The sequence below is a fragment of the Pseudomonas sp. NBRC 111139 genome, assembly GCF_001753955.1.
Lineage (GTDB): Bacteria > Pseudomonadota > Gammaproteobacteria > Pseudomonadales > Pseudomonadaceae > Aquipseudomonas > Aquipseudomonas alloputida.
The window spans coordinates 60,920-77,180 of sequence record NZ_BCBP01000046.1 but is presented as its reverse complement, the minus strand read 5'-3'; the positions used below and the strand labels follow the sequence as shown (position 1 = coordinate 77,180).

The window sequence follows — 16,261 nt, the reverse complement described above, 5'->3', positions numbered from 1 at the left end:
GATCTCCCAGGCGCTAAATGTCTCAAACCGGACACCTGGTAGCCCTCATGCAATCCCCCTCCCCCAACCACACAACCCGCTACCAGACAAGCTAACCGTTGTCGAGATATGGTTGGGCCAGTCCTTTGCGTATACTGCAACCTATGTTCGCCCACACTGCTTTGCGCCAGCGTTGCGCCAAATGGCTTCTCGCAACCGGACTCTTTCTGCTGCTAGGTGCCTGCGTTGAAAAACCCAGCACCCTCGAGCGCGTGAAGGAGGATGGCGTGCTGCGCGTGATCACACGCAACAGCCCTGCAACCTACTTCCAGGACCGTAACGGCGAAACCGGCTTCGAGTACGAACTGGTCCAGCATTTCGCCGACGATCTCGGCGTAAAGCTGCAGATCGAGACCGCCGACAACCTGGACGAGCTCTACGACTCCCTCGGCAAGCCCTCCGGCCCGGTACTGGCTGCCGCCGGCCTGGTCAGCAGTGAACGGCGCAAAACCCAGGTGAAATACTCCCATCCCTACCTGGAGGTGACCCCGCAGGTCATCTACCGCAACGGCCGCCCGCGCCCCACCGGCGCCCAGGGTTTGGTCGGCAAGAAGATCATGGTGCTCAAGGGCAGCAGCCATGCTGACCAGTTGGCCGAGCTGAAAAAGCAGTACCCTGCCTTGCAATATGAGGAATCCGACGCCGTCGAAGTGGTCGACCTGCTGCGCATGGTGGACGAAGGTCAGATCGACTTGACCCTGGTGGACTCCAACGAACTGGCGATGAACCAGGTGTATTTCCCCAACGTGCGGGTCGCCTTCGATTTGGGCGACACCCGCGACCAGCGCTGGGCAGTGGCAGCAGGCGAAGACAACAGCCTGCTCAACGAAATCAACGAATTTCTCGACAAGGCACAGAAAAACGGCACCCTTCAACGCTTGAAGGACCGCTACTACGGCCATGTCGACGTGCTTGGCTATGTCGGCGCCTACACCTTCGCCCAGCACCTGCAGCAGCGCCTGCCCAAGTACGAGAAGCACTTCAAGAGCTACGCCAAGGTCGAGCAGGTCGACTGGCGCCTGCTGGCCGCCATCGGCTACCAGGAATCGATGTGGCAGCCGGAAGTCACCTCCAAGACCGGCGTGCGCGGCCTGATGATGCTGACCCAGCGCACCGCCCAGGCCATGGGCGTGTCCAACCGCCTGGACCCGAGACAGAGCATCCAGGGCGGCGCCAAGTACTTCATGAAGATCAAGGAAGAGCTTGACGACAGCATTCAGGAACCGGATCGCACCTGGTTTGCCCTGGCGGCCTACAACGTCGGCAGCGGCCACCTGGAAGACGCCCGCACCCTGGCCAAGCGCGAGAAGCTCAACCCGAACAAGTGGCTGGACGTGAAGAAGATGCTGCCGCGGCTGGCTCAGAAGCAGTGGTACCGGCAGACCAAGTACGGCTATGCCCGTGGAGGCGAACCGGTGCATTTCGTGGCCAACATCCGTCGTTACTACGACATCCTCACCTGGGTGACCCAGCCGCAGCTCGAAGGCCAGGTGGCCGAGGGCAACCTGCATGTGCCCGGGGTCAACAAGGACAAGCCAGCGGATAAGTCGTCGCCGATGTAAGCCAGTAGGCCTCTTCGCGGGCAAACCCGCGCCTACAAGATTTGCGCAGAATCTGTAGCGAAGAGGCCGGTGCAGCTCAAGCCTTGGCCCGGCGGGCCTTGAAGAAGTCGCTGAGGATCTGCCCGCACTCTTGCGCCAGCACCCCGCCCTCCACCATCACCCGGTGATTGAGAAAGCCTTGGCCAAAGAACTGCCCCTGGCTCTGCACGATCCCCGCCTTGGGCTCCAGCGCGCCAAACACCACGCGCATCACCCGCGAATGCACGATCAGCCCCGCACACATGCTGCACGGTTCCAGGGTCACATACAGGGTGCTGCCGGGTAGCCGGTAGTTGCTGGCCGACCTGGCTGCCGCCCTGATCGCCACCATCTCGGCATGCGCGCTGGGGTCGCTGTCGATGATCGGCCGATTGAAACCCTGGCCGATCACCTGCCCATGCTGTACCAGCACCGCCCCCACCGGCACCTCGCCCAGCACCGCGCCTTCGGCGGCCAAGGCCAGCGCCAGGCGCATGAACTCCTGATCGCGACTGCGATCGATGATCTGCGGGCGCATCAGACCACCGCAATCGCGGCCATCAGGCCGGTTTCCATGTGGTCGATGACGTGGCAGTGAAACATCCAGGTCCCTGGGTTATCCGCCACCAGTGCTACCTGGGCGCGCTCGTTCTTGCCCAGCAAGTAGGTGTCGGTGAACCACGGTTCCTTGATGTCGTGACGGTTGGAGGCGATCACCTTGAAGCTCATGCCATGCAAGTGGATCGGGTGCTGGTACTGGGTCATGTTCTTAAGCTCGAAGATGTAGCTCTTGCCCTTCTGCAACGTGGCGATGGGGCGGTCGGCACAGGTCTTGTCGGTAATATCCCAGGCCTGGCCGTTGATCTGCCACATGCTCGACGGTTTGGCCGGATCAGCGGTGACAGAGACGCCGGCCGCCCACTCGAAATTGAAGTTCAGCTTTTCGGCATTCTCCAGGTCCGGCTCGGCGATCGGATTGGGTGGCAGCGCGGGCGGCCAGTCACTCGGCGCGTCGTTGCTGGCCACCGAACGCAGGGTGCCCAGGCGCACGAAACCGTCGCGCAGGGAAATTTCCTCACCCGCCTCAGGAATGCGGATGGCCAGGCAGATACGCATGCCAGGGCCTAGCCAATATTCGTCCAGCGCACGCGGGGTCACCGGGTTGCCGTCGAGGGCATAGATTCTCGCCTCGCAGTTGCCCTTGAGGTTGAGGCGGTAGGTCCAGGTATTGTCCAGGTTCAGCACGCGCACCCGCACCACCTGGCCGGCCGGCAGCTCGGTGATCGAGTCGGCCTGGCCGTTGATGGTGATCAACCGCCCGGCAGTGCCGTTGCGCGCGGCCTCGCGCGGAATGCTGAAAGGCAGCCATGCGCCCTGCTCGTCCACATGCCAGTTCTTCAGGCTCAGCGTACGCTCATGCTGGAACCCGGTGGGTTCACGTTCCTCGACGATCAGCGGCCCGACCAGACCGCGGCCTAGCTCCTCGGAGCTGCTGACGTGCGGGTGGTACCAGTAACTGCCGGCGTCCGGCACGCGGAATTTGTAATCGAAGTACTCACCCGGCTTGACCGGCAACTGCGACACATAGGGTACGCCGTCCATTTCCAGCGGCAGGCGAATGCCGTGCCAATGGATAGTGGTTTCGACCGGCAGGTGATTGATGAAGCGCACCCGCAACCAGGTGCCTTGGCGTACTCGCAACTCCGTCCCCGGCGCTGAAGGGCCAAAAGCCCAGGCCTCGGTCTTGAAACCCGGCACCAGTTCCACTTCCAGCGGGGCGGCAATCAGCTCGTAGTCGTGCCCGGCGTTCTCGTCCTCGACCTTGCCCAACCAGTATCGCGCCGCGCCTCCGGCCCCCAGGCCTACTACAACCAGGCCAGTGAGGCCTTTGAGCATTTGTCGACGGGTGAAGGACATCGGTGCGGGTACCTCGCTTCGGTGCAATCAAACTGCCAGCAGGACTGACGATAAAGGCGAATACGATACACCTGCAAACGGGAAATATTAAGTGAAAACCCGGCGTCACGAAGCGACCGGACAAGCAATAAGCACCACCGCCCTGGCTCACGACCGTTCAAAACTGGCAGCCTTTCACCTCTATTGGACAACCGTGATGCTTGCCGACACCCTCCCCAGCGACCAGCAAATGCTGGTGACCCTCGCCGGACAACTCACTGAAGACTGCCCTGACATGCGCGAGATGGCGCGCGAAGTCGCACAACAGCTCCTTGCGCGTCATGACCTGAAAGCACTCGAGCCCGACAATGTCTACCTGCACCGTTTCCACACCGCCGTCAGCAGCCCTCGAACCTTCAACGGCTGGCAGCACCTGGATCAGCCCTTTGAATCCCTGACCCTGCCACAACTGGTGATGCACCGCTTCGATGCCCAAGCCCGGGACAACGCTGACGTGCTCAGTTACCTCGCTGGCTTTTACAGCGATGGACCAGGCAAAGACGTGTATGACGAGCGCAATGAAGTTCGACTCGACCCCAAGGACGTGCTGGAGTATTTCTGGCGCATTGATTTTGCCTCGGGTTTCAAGACGCGGATGACCTCGTTCTGGGCAAAACATTCAGAGCACTTCCGCACGCTGGCCAAAGCCAACTTCATGAGCAAATTACTGGAAGCCTGCGCGCAAGAGCCCTCCTCCGCGCTAGCCCGTCACGGCCAGGATATCGCTCATGCCCTGGTGGGCGAGACGACCTGGCCGCCGTCGCTGGAAGCACTGCAACAAAGGGTCTTGCCGGGTGGCGCAACGCGCGTATGCGCGTTGGACATTGGCGGGTATGTGGCGACGGACATCCTTCGCCTGCAATTGGCCAATGGCAGCCAGCTGATTTACATGCCGGGCGATGTCGACGGCTTACATTACTTCCAGAACGACCAGGCACTGTTCTGGTGGGTGCTCACAAACTGCACCTATGTCGAAAACCGAACCCGCTTTCTGGCACATTTTTCCCTCGACGATCGTGAAGAGGCTGACGGCAAAGTCGGGTTGAATCATCTGATCGATCTGCTCTTTCACGGCTGGGGCAACCATGATTACAGCGGCCTCAATACCCTCGACCTGACCATTGAAGAGGATGCCTTCGACTGGCTGCGCAACAAGGCTCGCAAGCGGATGATCGATGATGCGCATTTCTCTTTGCGCTCCAACGCCGACCTGCGCAGACAATTGTGGATCGGTTATCTGAAGGCGGGCCTGCAGGTGTTCGGCCCCATGGCGGCAGTGAGTTGGCCGGTAGCGTTGGCGCTGGTGGGGGCAGGCATTGCTGAAATGGGTTTGAACATCTACCAGGCGGTACACGGGCACACAACGCGTGAACGCAAGGCAGGTACAACCGGCGCCATTTTCGCCGCCATCGAGACACTGTTCAACGCGACCTTTCTGCTCAGCGCACCAGGCAAACCCCTTGACGAGTTCGCAGAGGTGGCTGAAGCAGGCGCTGCGACTGAGGAAGGGGAAGCCCCGATACCGGCGGAAGAATCAGCGCATGAACACAGCGGGGAACCCACTGATGAAAGTGCTTCAGAGGTGGCAGAGGCGATTGAAACCTGGGTACCTCAGCCCTTCCAGCCAAGCGAAAGGTGGGCTGCACTGCGCCCTTTCGAAACGAATGTAGTGCTTGGCGGCAAACCTGGTACAGGGTTTCTTGAAGGTATCCATCTGCAAGATGGGCAGTTTTACGCATTGATCGATGAGATGCCTTACCAAGTACGTTTTGTACCCGAACTGAAATCCTGGACCATCGTCGATCCTGAAAACCCTTTCTCATTTTACAAAAGCTTGCCCATCCGCCTGGATGGCGCAGGCCAGTGGCACCCAGTGGAACGCCTTGGCCTCAACGGAGGCATGCTGTCGAGCCTGAAAATCTGGGGCCGGCCGTCAGCAAGAGCAAGCGTGCCACCCTTGGCTGAAACACCTTACGCAGTGCCAGCCGATTTGCGCGCCTCACTGAAGGATGTTTCTGACGATGAGATTACCGGTGCGCGAGCGTTCCTCGATGCCCCTGATCGACAGGCCGCCATCGCCCGATTTCGCCAACTACGTGATCAACTGGCCGCCGATGCCCAAACGTTCATGACCACAGTGCAAACACCGGCACGGCCGCATATACCAGAATTACCCGCCAACGCTTCTTCCAAATACATTTTGAAAAGTCTCTACAACAACAGTAACGGCTTGGTCATTGGCGAAGCGCACAGTGGCCTTGGCAGCAAGCGATTGCTGATCGACAACATGCGCCAGCTACGCAAACTGAAGGTAAAGACGCTGTACATGGAGCACTTCACCACCGACTTCCAGCAAGCAGACCTGGATACCTTCAACCGCACCGGCGTGATGCCGCAGGAGCTGGATCGCTACGTGGAAAGCCAGGATGTCGGCCACCGCACCGACCCCGAGGGCCGCTACACCTTTCGGCAGGTACTGGTCAGCGCACAGAAAAACGGCGTACGCATACAGTCCATCGACTGCATGGCCAGTTACCGCCAGGCGTGGGCAAATCCCGTTTCCGATGTGGCACGCCAGCGCATGATGAACTTCCATGCACACTTGATCATCGAGGCAGACCAGGTCGCGCGCGGCTCGGGAAAATGGATTGCGCTGGTCGGCAGTACCCACGCCAACACCTTCCATGGCGTAACCGGGCTGGCCGAAACCGAAGGCGCGATTGGACTGCGTGTCGAAGACCGCCCGATCGGCGAACCTGACGCTTACAGCGCAGACCCTGGTGTGGATGCCTTGGACGAAGGTGGCACCGTAAGGCATGTGCAAAGTGACCTGCGGCTACGCGCCGCCGTATTGACCACCCGCCCGCCATCACCAGACTTTGACAGCCTGCTGGTGAGGCCTGGCGATTACGCGATCGAACGCACCCAGGGCGAGGAATACCTGATCAACCGCAGCCGGGACTCGACCTTGCGACGCACGCTGATCCAGCGCGATGGGCGCTTTTACTACCTGGAGCGCCCCGATTGGCCAACCATCCATGAACGTCGCTTTCAAAACCTGGGCGAGCTTCATGCCCAATTGAGATTACGCGGCATGCATCACATCGCCCCTTGAGCCAGGCAAGGCGCAGATACGACAAGGGCGCCTTGCGGCGCCCTTGGGGTTCAGCTTATTCCCACTCTATTATCAACGGATAGATTTTTATCAGCAAATTCAATGAAATCAAGAAATTCAAAAGTTAAAAACCATAAAAAATACCATGCCCAATACGATTACTTGACGCGCTTTACTCTAAGGTGAATCTACCACTCCGCCTACTGAACGCTGGCACGTGCCACAACAACCTTGAACAAATTGCCGGCCCGATCTTCGACAAACTCGATCTGAGGCCAGGCCCGAATTACGCGCAAAAGACCACTGCCTAGCCCACGATAAGGAAGGAGCTTTGCCGCAAAAGAGGCTAGGATGGGATTGCGCATATTGGAGTTGCCCGCCTTGATGTTCTCGATAGTCAGGTTGTTAGGCAAGTGGCCCGGGCTGATGATCTCAACGCGATCCGCAAAGACCAGCACTCTCACTGGAGCGCTGATAAAGTAGTCGCGATGGATGAGGGCATTGGCAACCAATTCCTCCCAAACGATGCGGGGAATCTCAGGCTGCCCCTGAGAGTTGAATCCTTGCTCGCCCTGAGTGGCGCGGGTGTTTGCAACGATAAAGCCTAAGGTCTGCTGGAAGACATCAGCTAGCTTTCCGCTAATATCGCGGCTGTCGATGTACCGCTCGTCCTCGATCTGCGTGCCGACAAAAGCTACAGCCTTAACGATAAAAGCAGGCAGTGTGTATTGCGGAGCCCTCGCGAACAGCAGGCTACCCGCCACATTGAGCTGCCCTTGGTTCATTAAGTTCATATTGCTGAGCAACTGCGGTAGCGGCTGGCTATGCTGGGCAAGCGGCTCGCCGAATTGCTGCTCAAAGAACTCTGCAAAATAGGGCATGTCTACATCGCCAGCACTCAAGCCCATCACGGGCGTTTCATCTGCATGTACCAAACCCGCCTGTTGAAACAACCGCTGCAGCTCCTCGCGCGAGGTTGCACGGCGCTTGTCTGAACCGCTCTTCACCCAGATCACGCCGTTGTTGTCCATATACGGCTTATTGACGCCCTCCGGGATGGAGACCACCATGACTGTGCCATTTGGGTGTGGTACGTTTTCCGTGAGCGGGTTTACGGCGGGACGCACAACCTGAGAGGCAGCGTTCGCGATCAGTTGGTTAAGCCGGGCAACGTCATCCCCAGAAAGACCACGTACCGAACTGTCGTCGTTAACGCCAATGAAGATTCGTCCGCCAGCGGTATTGCTGAAGGCCACGATCTCTGCAGCCAAGCCGGCTGCATTTGTCATATCCGCCTTAAACTGCTGTCGGCTGTCCTCACCCCGGCTGAGTAAGTCGATCAGCTCTGTGGTTTCCATAGGTTGTAGACCTCTTTACGACGGTTGAAGGCTTCCTGGCCCCCTTCCATGATGTTGATGATGGCGTCCTGCACTGGGCGGGCGTCTATGCTACCGCTTTCAACGAGAACCCTTTCATCCTCGTACTGGCAGGCATGCACTTGTTCCGCATCTCCCAGCACTGGAAAGTTGGCGTTGTGGGTAGCGAATATGAACTGGGCGTGGGGCTTCATCTCACGTAGCAGCTTGATCACGTCGTCGTAGATGGTTTGGTTGTCCAAATCATCTTCTGGCTGGTCGATGATAACTACATCGTTCTGTCGTTGACTGAGCACGTACAGCAGCAGCGCTGAGGCACGCTGTCCAAGTGAATGGTGTCTCAGCTCCTTGCCGCGATAGCGTATAACGAAACGGTTGGGAACCTGCCAGGTGACAAACTCGACAAGGTTCTGCATGAAGGCCCTTTCGAAAGCACCTGGGGTACTACCCGCCTTGGCCAAAGCATTGGGCAAGGCACGGAGAAGCCCCCCGAAATCGATGTAATCCTCCATCACTGCGCGCAGCGTGGTTTCGCGGATGTTGCTGCCCTTGAAGAGTTGCTGCATGAAGTTGATAGCAGATTCCCTATCGCCCTTGAAATCAGCTTCAATTTGCAAGGCTGTATGGCCAGCGTTCACGCGGTCCAGCTCCACCTTGATGGTGTTAAATTCGTGCAGCCAAAGCTCGTTAAGTCTGTCAATCTCGGTAAATAGAGCATCCCGGATGCTAGTCTGCTGTGATTCCTGCTTAGCTAGCGCTTGAAGCATTTGCTCCGCTTTGGTTTTACGCTGCTGCTGGACTAGGAAGTCATCTGGCTGGATGGCAGACATGCCAGTTTGCTTGAGTTCCTGAGCCAGATGGCGTTCGATTTGTGCGAACTCTTCTTGAAGATTTCTACTTGCACCTTCAAATTCGCCCTGTTTAGCCCCGAGGCGATCCGCAATGGTGCGGGCCTCATGCTCGATCTGCTTGAGCTGATCGACCTTAGTTATGAGATTTGAGAATTCAGCAAAGTAGGCAGCGAAAAAATCCGAGTTCTGCTTGGACACATAACTTGTCGCATTTCGCAACTCGTCCTCATGTTCAGAGATTAGGCTACCCAACGCGAGGATGAAACTGTCTGCCCGCTCCTTTAGTCGCGTCAGTGCTGCAGCATCCTGTTGAAAGCCAAGGCGCTTTTGGAGTTTGTCGGCAACGCCGTGCTCCTCGTACTTAGTCAGACGGAAATTAGCATCGTTGAGTTGGGTCTCAAAGTCACGCTTGAGTTCAGCCGTATTACTGATCTTAAGCCAGCGCTGAGCAGCCTCGCGCACACGTTGGCGTTGGGCCTCTAGCTCTTCACGCTGCGCACGCAGTTTCTCGCCAACCAACTTTTCCACCAGGTCAGTCTCAAAACCTTCGCCGGTGCTGGAAAGATCCTTCTGGCCAAAGTAGATCGGGCGGCGCAGGACAGTCTCCCGTATCGAAACGCCTGGTTGCAATTTGCCGCCCAAGTAGACGTTAGGCGCTTCACGGAAGATGCGAGAAACGGTGAACTCCTGTCCATACACGTCACAGGCCGTCAGTGTCACCTTGCCACCACTGCCGAGGGTATGACGGATCAACTCATCCTTATACTTGGTGTCCTGCGCCTTTTCGCCTCTTGGAATGTCGAGGGCATAACGTACGGCCTCCAGGATGGATGACTTTCCACTACCCCGAATGCCGATCAACGTATTAAGTTCGGAAGAAAAATGCAACGTCTGGCCGTCAAAGATGCCGCCGTCGAAATGAATACTGCGAATGTGCGATGCCTGATGCTTGGGTGGATCTAAAGCCACCCGCGCAACGGGATCGCTCAAGGCAAACTTAACAGCCTCAAACGACAGCTCCCCCAATTTTAGGAAGCACGCTTTACCTTGGCCAATATCCTCGATGCACTTGGCATCGCAGCCTTCGAGCTCAGCTGGATACCAGTCACCCAGATGCTGCTGGACTTTGCTCCGGCAGGGCTTATTTTTTTCTTGCAGCTTGTTGTAAGTGCGAACCTTTTGGAAACCAAGTGCACGACGGCGGAAGAATTCATTCTGACCAAGCTCGGATAGACGCCCTCCGTCCAGCTCAGCCCAAAGTCCACTCGGTGCTTCGACATGTGCAAAGACGAGGAAAAAGTCGCGGTGATAGCTTTCCAGCTTCTTGATGGTTTCTAACAGTGAGAGAGAGGAGCGCCCATTTTCCTGTTCATATTGAGCAGGAATTTTTCCTTCAAAAGCGACACCCAGAAATGGGTTGATATGATCATGCCCATCAGCCAACCAGTCCTCGGAAAATACGACCAGCGTATGAATTCCATTAGCCCCATCATTGACCGATAACTCAACGCCTGGAAGAAGTGAAACTCCCCTCTTCAAAGCCGTCTTGCGTAGCGCCTTAAACTCCTCAAAATCGAACTTATTATGATTGGTAATAACACCAAGCCGGATACCTGCTTTCTCCAACGCATCTACATAACTGCTGTTATAGAAGTTCCCATCGCCCGCAAACTTAAATTCGCGGTCTGCTTGTGTATGCAGATGAAAGTCCGCGCGAACCCACTCAGCACCTTCTGTAAAGACAACGGTTCGGTTCCCAAATCGCGTGAGTGGTAGATTATCCATCATGATCCTCCTAATTTTCTGACGTCTCTACGACCGCTGACCACTACGAGGACTCGGCATCGTCGACAAAAAAACCACTATCCAAAGGCTGAATTTGCCGCAGCAAGATAGCTAGCTCATCGCAATCTCCGCCACGCAAAACATCGTCGAGCAGCGCTTTCGCATAGAGGGGATCGGCGCGCAGCACCTCCACCATTACCTGGTCATGCGCTATGTCCTTCATAGTATGCTCGCCTCGTTTCGGACTCAGAAAACCAAAATTCAATTTTCCTCTCCCCAGTACAAATGTTCCCTATGCCAAGCAAGGTATTTGAGGTGTTGACCTGACAGCTTGATACTCAGCTCAGCTGTGCAGTTCAAGATCTCACGATTCCTCTCGGAAACGTAAGACGAAATTAAGATTTTCCCTTCATCGTCAAAGGACACGTAACCCTTGTCGAACAAGGCATCGACGTTCGGGCTCAACAGGAGACCGTTGTAGACGTCCAGCCGCTCAGCGTTATTTGAGTCGCTCCACGGTTTGATGTGTGAGGCTTTGAGGATGTCGATCTGTGAGCAACCTGTAGCAGAGCATTCGCCCCAATGCTTGATCAGTTTCTTACGAAAAGCGCCCTGCCCAACCCGAGCAAGGATGATCTGACTTTTCTGCGTCTCAGTGAGCATCGCATCACTCATCACTTGCTGCTCTTGACCCTTAGCGATGACCTCAGCCACATCGTCAGTTGTCCAATATTTTCGGGTGACGCCAAAGCTACCTTTCCGGCTCGGGGCTACCCCAATAGAAACACAGAAGCTTTCGAAAGCGAGCTGTAGATTCTCGTTCTGAACGGGATACGATCCGTAAATTTTGTTCAGCGCGAGGTTGGTTTCACTTCCATGCTTCTCCCTGTTCAATCCATGGATCTGAATCGTGTTGCCAACGTAGCCGATGAACCGAGATGGAGCGAACGCAATACCGGCATCTGTAAGGTATGGCAGATAGCATGTCCCTTTTTTAATGAGGTTTTGGTAGATTTTCCTGTCCCCATCTGCTGACACTCTCGCACGCTCAAGCTCAACAAGGTTCTCTGCTACCTGCTCCTCGTTTACCACCAGCTCCATCACCGCTCCTTAAAATGAAAAGCCCGGCTCAGCGGCCGGGCGTCAAGGTCAAGACATCCCAATGACCGCAAGCAACTGCTCACGAACACCACGGCCTTGCTCATCCTTCTTTTGAGCCATCAGATACAGACCCTTCTCCGTAGATTTTTGGCCCAAAGCTCACCAATCAGGCGCTTCTCGTTGCTGTCGTCGTTGCTCACACACCAAGAAAGAAGCGACATTGACGAGTTCCAAGGGACGGCATTCAAACCGGGTACTTTACCCTCACACCCCCTCAGCATCCATCCCATCGTCACGTAGAAATGACCCAGCTCCAGCAACCAGAAGCCCTTTCGGGCTACCTGTGTGCTTTAACAATCAAGCCCATTTTTATGCGGACTCCTGCTTGTAGCTCACGAAACTCAACCATCATCGCTTCGACCGTGGCGGCACTGGCTCCAAAGCCCGGCTTCTCGGAAAGCCACAATTTGAGCAGGCCGGCCACTCGCCCTAGATCGCCATTTATCTTTGCCAGATCGGCCACGGCAGTGAGATCTACAACCGACCGAATCGGTGTATTCATCCCAAGAGCCCGAGGTAGCCTGACCGGGACATGCCCGCCTCCTCAGCGCGCTCCGTGATGGCCGCCTTTTCTTCGTCTGTTACCCCACCTCGATCGGTTTCCCGCGTCGTCGAGATGGAGCCTTTTCATTGGTGCCATCTGTCATGATTAGTGCTCCTGCTGTTGTTTTCAGCCCTTAGACGCGGCAGCGGCTGGGGCCTCGCAGAGCAAGATGCCGTTGAGCCGAAGGCGAATAAGGGGCGGTGTTGGATGGGTTCGGGCTTGCCCGTACCCGTACAACACACATCTTGCCGTCTATTCCCATGCAATTCTATGCAACTGGAGCAGAGATGCCATTTGCATTTCGTCTAATCGCGTAGATTCGCGTAAGTTCGCATACATTCGCATAGCGTCGCATTAATAAATGGTCTCAATCGCATTGAGTCGCGCAGAATCGCATAATGCCGTCACAGTAAACGAGGTCAATTGAATTATCTAACGTCGGGCACCAAAACAGACTGATTGGTGGCGAGCACGGCTAATACTGCAAAGCTTGCACCTTGAAAATTACGCATCGCGAATGAGAGCATTCATAGGCTAACGCCCCCTTTACCCCAAAAAATCATCAGATATATCGGAGCAATCAATGGCACGCAAAACTCTCGCTGAGCGCCGTTCTGACGCCATTTCCGAACTGGAAACCGCTAAAGCACGACTGGCAAAACTCGACAATGAGGCCGCTGAGAGAATCGGTAGAATTGCAATAAAGTCAGGACTGGTTAATCTGAAGCTTACGGACGATGAAGTCCGGGAAGAATTCGACCGAATAGTGGAAAAAATCAGCAAGGGGAATTGACCATGAAGACAGCTCACCGCATCAGCGCATTTGCCAGTCGACTCGATGAATTGCAAGCCTGCCTCGGTCGAGCCAGTAACCGGGCTACGGAAAATGTTACCGAAGCCCAGCGCATCGCGGCTGAGCTGGCTTTATCCCTCGAAGACTGGCATCTCGACGCGCTGCGCATACCTAAGGCGGAGCGTGCGCCGTACCGAGCACAGAATCCATATTATTCAGCACATTGACTCTGCCGCTCTCGTTAAAAAGTCCACTCGGGTGGACTTTTTTGTGTCCGTAAAACGTATAAAACCGGACAAGCCTTACCCCTCCCCTCCTCACAATTAACGCCTTATAAATCAGACCGATAGTTATTATTTCTCGCCCAGATACCGGACAGTTTACGGACAGACCACGAGAACTTTATGCGGATAGCGTAGTTATCCGCATATTTTAAACAGGCCAATATCGGTAAATAATCGAGCCACCAAAGGTTAGAAATGAGGTATTCGGCATGGAAAGGGAATTACTCATAAAAGCGTCGTCCCGTGTACGCATAGCCGGGCGTCATGCGGCTTTGAGCATTGCGATGGCCGGAACCGGCTTAGTTGGCGGGACCTTATACGTTGCACCTGCCACGGCTTACGCCATTTACTGCACAAATTGCTCCACGTTCTATCAGCAAATGTTTGAGTACGGTGAGGCGGTTAACACGGCTCTGAACACCGCCGAGCAACTGCAAACCCAGATACAGCAGTATCAAAGCATGATCACGCAGGGCACGGGCTTGCCTGATTCGATGTTCGGCAGTATCGCGGCTGATCTAAAAAACGTGATGAACATCTACGACCGCTCGCAAGCGTTGGGCCGCCAAATCCAGAACATGGATTCGCAGTTCAACAGGGCTTTCCCCGGTTTCAATTCGCACCTGAATCAAGCTGCCAACTCGGCTGAGTCACCGGCACAAGACCGCTATCAGGCGTGGTCTGAGCAAGGCCGCGATAACGTGAAAGCTGCGCTGGAAGCGGCGAACCTCAATACCAGCACCTTTGAGACTGAGGGTGAGCAGCTTGACCGCATGATGACCCGTTCACAGTCGGCCGTCGGCCGGATGCAGGCACTTCAGGCGGGCAACGAAATTGCCTCACAGAACGTACAGCAATTGCAAAAGCTGCGCGATCTTGTGGCTACGCAAATCAACATGCAGGGCAACTATCTGGCTCAGCAGGGCGACAGGGCAGCAGCCAGCGAAGCTACCGAACAACAGTTTGAAGCGCGCAAAAACACACGCGGCGGCGTGAAGGGGTACTGAGAATGGCTATTTCGAAATGGCTCATCGCGTTGATCTGCTCCGGCTCTGCACTAATCGGTTCGATGATCACCGTGGCGGTTCAGAGCGACTGCGAATGTACCTCTGTGATTGAGCACCGCCGGCAACAGCATGACGCTGATGCCTCGTTTGAAGCGCGCCCGAACACTCGCGGCGGCGTTAAGGGGTACTAGCTATGGATACTCGCCTACTGTTGTTCCTCGCCTTAGCAAGTGCATTCGTGAGCGGAAATGCTATGGCAGCGTCCGACCTTTCCCATGCTGACACATCGATGCAGGGCCTACTCGACCTCGTTTTACAGCAGTCCCACCAGTGGTCAGGAAAGCTGTATGACTATGCGATCAGATTATTCTGGCTGTTGGCCTCGATTCAGTTCATCTGGACGTTCATGCCTCTGGTCATGAAGCAAGCCGACTTCGGCGAGATTGTCGGCGAGCTGCTGCGCTTCGTCCTGGTGGTTGGGTTCTTCCTTGCCGTTATGAAGTACTCGGTGGAGTGGTCATCTGCAATTGTCGATAGTTTCCGCGATGCAGCGGCATCCGCTAGCGGCCTCGGGCGTGCGCTAGAACCCGGCGATATGCTGGCAGTTGCGCTGGATTTTGGCCGCACCATGGTGAAGGGCATATCAGTGTTTTCTCCGGCCAAAGGACTTCTGATCGCAGTATGCGCAATCCTTGTATTGGCGTGTTTCGCCTTCATCGCTGCATTCATGTTCGTAACGCTCGTAGAGTCTTACGTCATCATCAATGCTTCGGTGCTGTTCTTTGGCTTTGGCGGGTCACAATGGACGCGTGATTTTGCAATCGCCCCAATGCGCTTCACCGTCGCAATCGGAGCCAAGCTGTTCGTCTTAACGCTGATCGTCGGCCTGATCGTTCAGTCGGCCAAGCAGTGGTTGGCCGCCTACACCAATGACGAAGCGTCGTTGATGACGATGGTTGGTCTGGCTTTGGTGTGCTGCTATCTGACAAAGACCATTCCCGACCTGATCGGCGGCATGATTAGCGGCACGTCGATGGGTGGCGGATCAGCCATCGGTGGTATGGCGGCCGCCGGTGCTGCCGGTGCAGCGGCGGCAATCGCCACTATCGCCACGGCCGGGGCGGCCGCTCCTGCTGCTGCCGGTGCTCTCGGCGCTGCTGGCAGCAGTGGTGCAGCCGGTGCAGCGGGTGCCGGGGGCGGTCTCGCAGGGGCGATCAACTCCAGCTTTGCCGGTGCAAGCTCCGCCGGTGGTGCCGCTCCGTCTGTAGGTGGCGGTACCCCAATTGGCGTCGGGGCCAACACTGGCGGCGGTGCAGTTGCCAAGACGGCCAGCTCCGCAGGCGTGAAAACTGGCGGTGGCGCAGCTACCCAATCGGCTACCCCCAGCAGCGGCACCCAGCAGGCCGCTAAGCAGGCCGGGAAGGCCACGCAGAGCGGCGATGACAATGATCAGAAAGCAACACCGAAAAGGGGAGCTGTTAGTTCCGGCAACGCACTGTCCCATGCGGTCAATGGTGGTGCAAAAGCGCTTGGCGTAATCGCCTCGATGACAGTCCCGGGCATGGAGAATGCACACTCAGCGTCGCTTGGCTCCGGTCTTCCACAGCCAGCTCACGGTGACTCCAGTTCGCTCAAATCCGCAGCGCCGGCTGCGGAAGCCCCAGGTATGGAATCCAATGTCATTCGACCAGATACGAACACCAGCTCGAATTCCGGTCGCACCGACGTTTCGAGCATAACCTCAAGCAATGACCAGCCGGAGAAATAACC

12 protein-coding genes and 1 pseudogene are annotated in these 16,261 nt (G+C 56.3%); 6 read left to right on the top strand and 7 right to left on the bottom strand.

The window, feature by feature from the left end; all coding sequences use genetic code 11:
• Positions 1-143 precede the first annotated feature (143 nt).
• The gene (gene mltF / locus BJQ17_RS18685; protein ID WP_003255019.1) at positions 144-1,601 is read left to right on the top strand and encodes a membrane-bound lytic murein transglycosylase MltF; all 1,458 of its coding nucleotides are present in this window, start codon (positions 144-146) and stop codon (positions 1,599-1,601) included.
• 76 nt (positions 1,602-1,677) lie between these two features.
• Here mltF and tadA read toward each other — a convergent pair whose 3' ends face one another.
• On the bottom strand, positions 1,678-2,157 hold the full coding sequence (tadA, locus tag BJQ17_RS18680; RefSeq protein ID WP_003255021.1) for a tRNA adenosine(34) deaminase TadA: 480 nt from the start codon (positions 2,155-2,157) through the stop codon (positions 1,678-1,680).
• Positions 2,157-3,536 carry a multicopper oxidase family protein gene (locus BJQ17_RS18675; RefSeq protein ID WP_003255022.1) on the bottom strand — a complete coding sequence of 460 codons (1,380 nt, stop codon included), beginning with the start codon at positions 3,534-3,536 and terminating at the stop codon, positions 2,157-2,159. The genes tadA and BJQ17_RS18675 overlap by 1 nt, the downstream gene beginning before the upstream one ends.
• Positions 3,537-3,732: 196 nt before the next feature.
• Here BJQ17_RS18675 and BJQ17_RS18670 point away from each other — a divergent pair, with 196 nt between their 5' ends.
• A complete protein-coding gene (locus tag BJQ17_RS18670; RefSeq protein ID WP_070096446.1) occupies positions 3,733-6,690 on the top strand; it encodes a membrane-targeted effector domain-containing toxin in 2,958 nt (985 codons plus the stop codon).
• 200 nt (positions 6,691-6,890) lie between these two features.
• Here the strand turns inward: BJQ17_RS18670 and BJQ17_RS18665 are convergent, their stop codons facing one another.
• From BJQ17_RS18665 to BJQ17_RS18645, 5 genes and pseudogenes are all read right to left on the bottom strand, one after another.
• Entirely contained in the window at positions 6,891-8,048 is a 1,158-nt protein-coding gene (locus BJQ17_RS18665; RefSeq protein WP_070096445.1) for an RNA-binding domain-containing protein, read from the bottom strand.
• Complete coding sequence (locus BJQ17_RS18660; protein WP_070096444.1) at positions 8,030-10,705, bottom strand: TrlF family AAA-like ATPase; 2,676 nt, start codon at positions 10,703-10,705, stop codon at positions 8,030-8,032. Before BJQ17_RS18660 ends, BJQ17_RS18665 begins: the two co-directional genes overlap by 19 nt.
• A gap of 40 nt (positions 10,706-10,745) precedes the next feature.
• On the bottom strand, positions 10,746-10,925 hold the full coding sequence (locus BJQ17_RS18655; protein ID WP_070096443.1) for a hypothetical protein: 180 nt from the start codon (positions 10,923-10,925) through the stop codon (positions 10,746-10,748).
• A 38-nt stretch (positions 10,926-10,963) separates the two neighbouring features.
• Complete coding sequence (locus BJQ17_RS18650) at positions 10,964-11,803, bottom strand: HNH endonuclease (RefSeq protein ID WP_070096442.1); 840 nt, start codon at positions 11,801-11,803, stop codon at positions 10,964-10,966.
• Positions 11,804-12,140: 337 nt separating this feature from the next.
• A pseudogene (locus BJQ17_RS18645) lies at positions 12,141-12,510 on the bottom strand (CopG family transcriptional regulator).
• 480 nt (positions 12,511-12,990) lie between these two features.
• Between BJQ17_RS18645 and BJQ17_RS18640 the strand changes: the two are divergent.
• From BJQ17_RS18640 to trbL, 4 genes are all read left to right on the top strand, one after another.
• Entirely contained in the window at positions 12,991-13,200 is a 210-nt protein-coding gene (locus tag BJQ17_RS18640) for a TraC family protein (protein WP_070096441.1), read from the top strand.
• Between the two features lie 2 nt (positions 13,201-13,202).
• On the top strand, positions 13,203-13,427 hold the full coding sequence (locus tag BJQ17_RS30260; RefSeq protein WP_083285080.1) for a hypothetical protein: 225 nt from the start codon (positions 13,203-13,205) through the stop codon (positions 13,425-13,427).
• Positions 13,428-13,693: 266 nt separating this feature from the next.
• Entirely contained in the window at positions 13,694-14,491 is a 798-nt protein-coding gene (trbJ, locus tag BJQ17_RS18635; protein WP_083285079.1) for a P-type conjugative transfer protein TrbJ, read from the top strand.
• Positions 14,492-14,684: 193 nt separating this feature from the next.
• The gene (gene trbL, locus BJQ17_RS18625; RefSeq protein ID WP_070096438.1) at positions 14,685-16,259 is read left to right on the top strand and encodes a P-type conjugative transfer protein TrbL; all 1,575 of its coding nucleotides are present in this window, start codon (positions 14,685-14,687) and stop codon (positions 16,257-16,259) included.
• Positions 16,260-16,261 lie beyond the last annotated feature (2 nt).

Excerpts from the sequence above, each read along its gene's own strand:
- mltF (WP_003255019.1), top strand. The coding sequence starts at position 144 with ATGTTCGCCCACACTGCTTTGCGCCAGCGTTGCGCCAAATGGCTTCTC.
- BJQ17_RS18640 (WP_070096441.1), top strand. The coding sequence starts at position 12,991 with ATGGCACGCAAAACTCTCGCTGAGCGCCGTTCTGACGCCATTTCCGAA.
- trbJ (WP_083285079.1), top strand. The coding sequence starts at position 13,694 with ATGGAAAGGGAATTACTCATAAAAGCGTCGTCCCGTGTACGCATAGCC.
- BJQ17_RS18650 (WP_070096442.1), bottom strand. The coding sequence starts at position 11,803 with ATGGAGCTGGTGGTAAACGAGGAGCAGGTAGCAGAGAACCTTGTTGAG.
- BJQ17_RS18660 (WP_070096444.1), bottom strand. The coding sequence starts at position 10,705 with ATGATGGATAATCTACCACTCACGCGATTTGGGAACCGAACCGTTGTC.
- BJQ17_RS30260 (WP_083285080.1), top strand. The coding sequence starts at position 13,203 with ATGAAGACAGCTCACCGCATCAGCGCATTTGCCAGTCGACTCGATGAA.
- BJQ17_RS18675 (WP_003255022.1), bottom strand. The coding sequence starts at position 3,536 with ATGTCCTTCACCCGTCGACAAATGCTCAAAGGCCTCACTGGCCTGGTT.
- BJQ17_RS18670 (WP_070096446.1), top strand. The coding sequence starts at position 3,733 with ATGCTTGCCGACACCCTCCCCAGCGACCAGCAAATGCTGGTGACCCTC.
- tadA (WP_003255021.1), bottom strand. The coding sequence starts at position 2,157 with ATGCGCCCGCAGATCATCGATCGCAGTCGCGATCAGGAGTTCATGCGC.
- BJQ17_RS18665 (WP_070096445.1), bottom strand. The coding sequence starts at position 8,048 with ATGGAAACCACAGAGCTGATCGACTTACTCAGCCGGGGTGAGGACAGC.
- BJQ17_RS18655 (WP_070096443.1), bottom strand. The coding sequence starts at position 10,925 with ATGAAGGACATAGCGCATGACCAGGTAATGGTGGAGGTGCTGCGCGCC.
- trbL (WP_070096438.1), top strand. The coding sequence starts at position 14,685 with ATGGATACTCGCCTACTGTTGTTCCTCGCCTTAGCAAGTGCATTCGTG.